Source organism: Algoriphagus yeomjeoni, assembly GCF_049821175.1.
Taxonomy (GTDB): domain Bacteria; phylum Bacteroidota; class Bacteroidia; order Cytophagales; family Cyclobacteriaceae; genus Algoriphagus; species Algoriphagus yeomjeoni_A.
Genome location: NZ_CP187512.1, coordinates 4968281 through 4974565 on the forward strand (window position 1 = coordinate 4968281; position 6285 = coordinate 4974565).

Here is a 6285-nt window from a genome sequence, read left to right on the forward strand (position 1 = left end):
AAAGGTTCATAACTCTATTCGCCATGTCTACTCATTTCTCTCAATCTTTCAATGCAATGATCTAAAGACCTATAATGATGATAAATACCTTTCCATATATTTCCTTTTCCTACTGTTTTCAATTCTGGTTGTTTGTCCAAACCGCCGGAATACCAATCTCCATTTTCATGATCGATCAGGTATTTGTCTGTGTATTCCCACAGTTTTAGAAACTTGCCATAATAGTCATGTGGGTCATTTGGGTAAAGCTCAGCCATCAATAAAAGTGCATTCATTCCCTCAGCCTGTGCCCACCAATTTTTGGTGTCGTGAGTAATTCTGAAGCCATCTTTGAAATAATAACCCTCATCATAAAATCCACCTACACTTTCATCCCAACCCTTTTCCAGCGCATGATCGATCATCTTTTTTGCAATTCGGTGGGTTGTAGTGTCATTTTCCCAACCTAATGTTTCTGAGGCTTCTATCATCAGAAAACCTGTTTCCACATCGTGGCCAAAGGAAACATGGTCCAAATTATGATGAGCAAGAATAACTGCTTCAGTTGAGTCTACGAAAGTCACAGGCTTCCAGTCTGGATAAAGAAAAAGGGTCAAGTTACCTTTCTCGGTCACAATTTGATCTCTTATTAGGAGAAGCATTTCCTCTAATCGCGCCTTCACAACTGGGTCTGGCCAAACATGATACAATTCAGTGAATGCTTCCAGCAAATGAATGGAGCTATTTTGATCCTTATAGCCCAAATCAGAAGTGGACGGGACAGAGTCTGATCTTGAAATTGGCGTGCCGTCAATGGCTAAATGCTGGTAATATCCTCCGTTTATGGAGTCATGTGCATGTTTGTCTAGCCAGAGAAAAGCTTCTTTGGCGAATGCTAGAGCTGATTCGTCTTTGGAGGCTTCATAGTAGGCTGCGAGTGCAAAAATCCCAAACGCATTCCCGTAGGCAGTTTTCATTGGGTTACCGATTTGCTTTCCCTGCTTGTCTACTAGCCAATAAAATCCACCATATTCATAATCCCACATTTTACCTTTGAGGAATTGATAGCCATGGTTTGCACCTTCTTTATAGTAATCTATTTCAGGATATTTTAACGAAGCTTTTGAGTTTGTCCAAACATGCCGTGCTTGGGTGACGATCATTTTTTCCTGCTTTTCTCCAGGTTTGAAATCGTAGGAGAAATTACTCAGGAAACCACCATCTGCTGTATCTATAGACGTGGGGTACCACTTGTCAAGTACTTCTGTTTTGAGATGGTGTTCCAGTTGATCAGCTAGGATTTCTTTATCATTCTTTACCTTTTCAGGAGAAGAGCAAGCAAAGCAAAGCGACAGAAATAATGTAGGGAAAAACTTTAAGGACATATTGGAAATAAATTTTTAAAAAAGTGATGATAAAATGAACAACTTTAGACAAATGTCGTTAATTCTATGACAGTTGTATTTAGTGTAAAGTTAGAGACATGACTCAATTTACTATTTTCGATCCAGAAGTAGCTTATAATACTAAAGACGATAAGTTTATAAATGATGTAATTGCTCTTGTGAGGGAAGGCGTTTCATTTGAGGATTTTGAGAGGTTTGCCTCCAAAAGTGCTTTCTCTTCTTCAGAGTGGGCAGATTATTTACACATCTCGGAGCGTACACTCCAACGATACCAAAAAGAGCAAAAGTCATTTGATTCCTTGCAGTCAGAAAAGATAATCGAAATTGCTCTGCTTCAAAAAAGAGGAGTGGAGGTATTTGGGAAGAAGTCAAAGTTTCAGACTTGGTTGGAGACGCCTTGTTTGGCTTTGGGAGATTTGCAGCCAAAATCTTTTTTGGACAGCAGCTTCGGTATTAATCTACTGAAAGATGAGTTGACTAGAATTGAATATGGAGTGCTGGCATGAGGGTTTACCGGCTGAGCAAAAGTAAATTCTCAAGTGATTTATCAGGTAAAGGAGCTGAATTAGCAGGCGGGCGATGGAACAGTAAAGGCAAAGCAGTGCTTTACACCAGTCAATCCCGAGCACTATGCACTGCTGAAATCGCTGTTCATACTCCATTGGGAAACATTCCGACTGATTATGAATTAGTCGAAATCATAATTCCAGAGAATATTGAAGTGCAGGAAATTGAGGTTTCTGATTTATCACAGGATTGGAAAGCTATTCCACACTCTCATGCCGCTCAGCTATTGGGAGATAAATTTCTTGCTGAAAATAGATTTTTGGTTTTGAAAGTTCCATCTGCAGTGGTTCAAGGGGATTTCAATTATTTGATCAATACTCTGCATAGAAGGTTCTATGAGGTGGAAATCTCCCTCACAGAACCATTCGATTTTGATGCCCGACTATTCTCGAGATAATATCAAGATTACTCTTCTATCAACTTCTTCAATATTTCTATCGCAGCTTCTGACAAAACTGTCCCTGGACCAAATACAGCAAATACTCCTGCTTCTTTTAGAAATGAATAGTCTTTTGCAGGAATTACTCCACCTGCAACCACCATTATATCAGGTCTTCCCAATTTTTTCAATTCATCAATCAATTGCGGTACCAGTGTTTTGTGGCCAGCTGCCAACGAAGAAGCACCGACAATATGAACATCGTTTTCGATTGCCTGCTGCGCTACTTCTTCCGGTGTTTGGAAAAGTGGCCCAATGTCCACGTCAAAGCCCATGTCCGCAAAGCCTGTTGCAATAATCTTCGCCCCACGGTCATGACCGTCTTGGCCCATTTTGGCAACCATGATTCTTGGGCGACGGCCCTCTAATTCAGCGAATTCGTCAGATAAAGCAATTGCTTTTTTAAAAGAGTCTTGATTTTTCACTTCTGCTGCATAAACTCCAGTGATAGATTTTGTTTTTGCTTGGTGGCGTCCAAAAGCTACCTCCATCGCGTCTGAGATTTCTCCTAAAGTAGCTCTTTTTCTAGCGGCGTCTATTGCCAGTTCTAATAGATTTTGTTGGCCTGATTTGGCAGCTTCAGTTAGTTTTTCTAAGCTTGTTTCTACTTCACTCTGATTTCTCGATTCCTTCACTTTTTTCAGCCTGACAAGCTGGGACTCCCGAACGGCTTTATTGTCTACATCCCGAACCTCTATTTCGGACGCTTCCTCTATTTGATAGCGATTTACTCCAACAATAATGTCTCTTCCACTATCAATTCTCGCTTGTTTTTTGGCCGCTGCTTCTTCGATTCTCAATTTCGGCAAACCTGCTTCTATAGCTTTGGCCATTCCGCCAAGTTCTTCCACCTCTTCGATCAAAGCCCATGCTCGCTGTACCAACTGATCAGTCAAGAATTCCACATAGTGTGAGCCGCCCCATGGATCGACTACATCAGTTATGCCTGTTTCTTCCTGGAGTACCAATTGAGTGTTCCTAGCGATTCTAGCTGAGAAATCAGTAGGTAATGCAATTGCTTCATCAAGGGAATTCGTATGAAGTGATTGAGTTCCTCCCATGACAGCAGCAAGTGCTTCTACCGCTGTTCGAGTTACATTATTGAATGGGTCTTGCTCAGTAAGAGACCAGCCGGAAGTTTGGCAGTGTGTTCGCAGTGCTAGGGATTTATCGGATTTGGGATCGAATTGCTGGACTATTTTTGCCCAAAGCAGACGACCTGCGCGTAGCTTGGCAGTTTCCATGAAGTAGTTCATCCCAATCCCCCAAAAAAAAGAAAGTCTAGGAGCGAAATTATCGATATCTAAGCCTGCTTTTACGCCAGTTTTCAAATATTCCAATCCATCTGCAAGCGTGTAGGCCAATTCTATATCTGCAGTTGCACCAGCTTCCTGCATATGATAGCCGGAAATTGAGATAGAGTTGAATTTGGGCATGTGCTCAGAAGTGAATTTGAAGATATCTGCAATAATCTTCATCGACGGCTGAGGAGGATAGATGTAGGTGTTGCGCACCATGAATTCCTTCAGAATATCATTTTGGATCGTCCCACTGAGTTGCTCAGGCTTTACTCCTTGCTCTTCAGCTGCCACTATATAGAAAGCCAAAATTGGGATCACGGCGCCATTCATGGTCATGGAAACCGACATTTGATCCAAAGGGATTTGGTCGAAAAGCAGCTTCATGTCTTCTACTGAATCGATTGCCACACCAGCTTTTCCAACATCACCCACTACTCTTGGATGATCAGAATCGTAACCTCGGTGAGTCGCTAGGTCAAAAGCGACGGATAGACCTTTTTGTCCTCCGGCTAGATTCTTTCTATAAAAAGCATTTGATTCCTCAGCCGTGGAAAATCCTGCATATTGACGTATAGTCCATGGCCGCATGCGGTACATTGTACTATATGGTCCCCTCAAATAGGGAGGAATTCCGGCAGCGTAATTCACATGAGAGAGTTTGTATACTTCTTTTAAATCAAAAATAGGTGGGATGGAAATCTGCTCTGGAGCTTCCCAGTTTGCTTGTGGATTTGATTCAGAAGTCTGAATGTCTGATGTTTTCCAATTTTTTATATCAGGTCTCATGCGTTCTTCAGTGATTTTTCTTCTACAAAATAAGTTGCTCTGCTTGGGAGCAATTGAAAGTCTTTCTCGACGATTGGCTCAAAAGGAAGGTGATTTTCCAATTCGCCCTTTGCGAGGTATATATTGGCTCCCACTTTTATTGATGAATTTGAGAGAACTCTCTTTTGAGCAGCTTCTCGAGTATTTCGGATTTTTTCATGAAGTGTTCGGTCTTCAAAACTTTTTAGCCAACCACCATCTTTCTCTAATTCTTGCAAGCTTGAGACTACGGATTTCTCAAGTTCCTTTTGCAATTTTTCCAGATAAAATGATCCAGCTGCTGGATCCATCACCTTGTCCAAATAGCTTTCTTCTTGGAGAATGGAAGAAACATTTCTTGCAATTCTATTTTCCAAAACTGAGGCATTTTTCCCTTCAGCAGGATTTACCCAAAGTGAATTCCCGCCTCCAAGAATTCCCGCCATTGCTTCATAAGTCTGTCGGATTAGATTGGTGTTTTTGTCCAGAAGTGATTTGCTGAATGAGCTAGTGGAGGTAATAATGTGAATATCCTCCATCTGGATTTTTGCGCCATAATTTCCAGCTAGCTCCACGATCAGCTTCCGCAATGCTTTGACTTTAGCTATCTCGGCGAAATGTGAATCGCCAACTGCTGTGTGAAAAGCGAGATTCTCAAAAACCTGAGTAGGGGAAATGGCTTTTTTCGAAAGCTTGTCAATCAATTCAATAATTTCTCCAAGTCCAAAGCAAAGTTCTTGGATGCCCGTTGCTCCAGCATTTGCATACCTGGCAAAATCAATAGTCATGGGATAAAACTCACGGAAATCTTTAAAATCGTTGATTGCTTCTGCCACTAGGTTGATTCCTGCATCGAAATTTTCGCCTCTTTGAAACAATTCGTCGCATGGGTTCCATAAAATTGCTCCGCTCAACATCGTAGGCTTAAGAGATAGATCTTTGATCCATTCTTTTAATTCACGGAAAAACAAGGCAGTCTCTCCAGTGGGTAAAAAGTTGGTAGATATAAACTCTGTGTGCACACCTTTTAAGATCTGACTTAGATTTTTTGTCCCATCCAAATTCAAGATCAAACCTTCTGCACCAGTCTGAAGTGCATGAAGGATTTCTTGGTTTGCCTGTTTTTCATTTTCAGGGAAAATAGAAACCAGATTACTCCAGATTCGAGGCGACATGCCAGGGATTTTTGGGTCCTGGTGAAAATTAAATTGAGGAGAAGAATCATCTAAATCCTCATTCGTATAGAAAGGCTGTGTTTTAATAGTATCCCAAATCACGGAAGTAAGGGTTTCCTCAAAATCCTTTCCTTTTAGGTCCTTTTTCACCTGATCTATCCAGGCCTCTTTACTGGACTGTGGGAAGGTATAAAAGTCATTATTTATCATAGTTGGGTTTAAAATTTCTCTAATTCTTTAACTCTTTTAATAAAAACCATTTTTCAATCTAAAGTAATTAGTCAAAATGACCTTTATCAAAATTAGGGAAATGAGAGAGAAATAAAGAATGTTGATGAATTGCAGTATAATTTCGAATTGAGTAATGATTCGTTCAAGGTCTTGAATATTAGAATAGTTGAATAGGGGAATTAAAATATGCCTTCAATCAGTCCAATATGATCCTCATAAACCAAAAAGTATTTTGATCTCAAAATTTCTTTCAACAAAAAATAGTAATTGATCAAAAACTCAATATTTCAAGAAGAAATCCATTTTTTATTTAAGTTAATTTTCTCCAAATTTGACACCCTTGTACCTACCGCAAGATCATTGTTTTTCAGAAATCTTCTCTA

At 40.3% G+C, this 6285-nt stretch carries 5 protein-coding genes; 2 read left to right on the forward strand and 3 right to left on the reverse strand.

Features of this window, described 5'->3' with window-relative positions; all coding sequences use genetic code 11:
* Nucleotides 1-14: 14 nt before the first annotated feature.
* Nucleotides 15-1364: an AGE family epimerase/isomerase gene (locus tag ACPUEN_RS20615; protein ID WP_425637790.1), complete on the reverse strand. Its 1350-nt coding sequence runs from the start codon at nt 1362-1364 to the stop codon at nt 15-17.
* 98 nt (nt 1365-1462) lie between these two features.
* On the opposite strand from ACPUEN_RS20615, the gene parS reads away from it, so the two are divergent.
* A complete protein-coding gene (gene parS / locus ACPUEN_RS20620; RefSeq protein ID WP_425637791.1) occupies nt 1463-1891 on the forward strand; it encodes a type II RES/Xre toxin-antitoxin system antitoxin in 429 nt (142 codons plus the stop codon).
* On the forward strand, nt 1888-2349 hold the full coding sequence (locus ACPUEN_RS20625) for an RES family NAD+ phosphorylase (RefSeq protein ID WP_425637792.1): 462 nt from the start codon (nt 1888-1890) through the stop codon (nt 2347-2349). Before parS ends, ACPUEN_RS20625 begins: the two co-directional genes overlap by 4 nt.
* Nucleotides 2350-2357: 8 nt before the next feature.
* Here ACPUEN_RS20625 and scpA read toward each other — a convergent pair whose 3' ends face one another.
* Complete coding sequence (scpA, locus tag ACPUEN_RS20630) at nt 2358-4478, reverse strand: methylmalonyl-CoA mutase (protein ID WP_425637793.1); 2121 nt, start codon at nt 4476-4478, stop codon at nt 2358-2360.
* On the reverse strand, nt 4475-5881 hold the full coding sequence (locus ACPUEN_RS20635; RefSeq protein ID WP_425637794.1) for a methylmalonyl-CoA mutase family protein: 1407 nt from the start codon (nt 5879-5881) through the stop codon (nt 4475-4477). The genes scpA and ACPUEN_RS20635 overlap by 4 nt, the downstream gene beginning before the upstream one ends.
* Between the last annotated feature and the right edge of the window lie 404 nt (nt 5882-6285).

Bases quoted from the DNA above. Each gene is read 5' to 3' on its own strand.
- ACPUEN_RS20635 (WP_425637794.1), bottom strand. From the start codon at position 5,881: ATGATAAATAATGACTTTTATACCTTCCCACAGTCCAGTAAAGAGGCC.
- parS (WP_425637791.1), top strand. From the start codon at position 1,463: ATGACTCAATTTACTATTTTCGATCCAGAAGTAGCTTATAATACTAAA.
- scpA (WP_425637793.1), bottom strand. From the start codon at position 4,478: ATGAGACCTGATATAAAAAATTGGAAAACATCAGACATTCAGACTTCT.
- ACPUEN_RS20615 (WP_425637790.1), bottom strand. From the start codon at position 1,364: ATGTCCTTAAAGTTTTTCCCTACATTATTTCTGTCGCTTTGCTTTGCT.
- ACPUEN_RS20625 (WP_425637792.1), top strand. From the start codon at position 1,888: ATGAGGGTTTACCGGCTGAGCAAAAGTAAATTCTCAAGTGATTTATCA.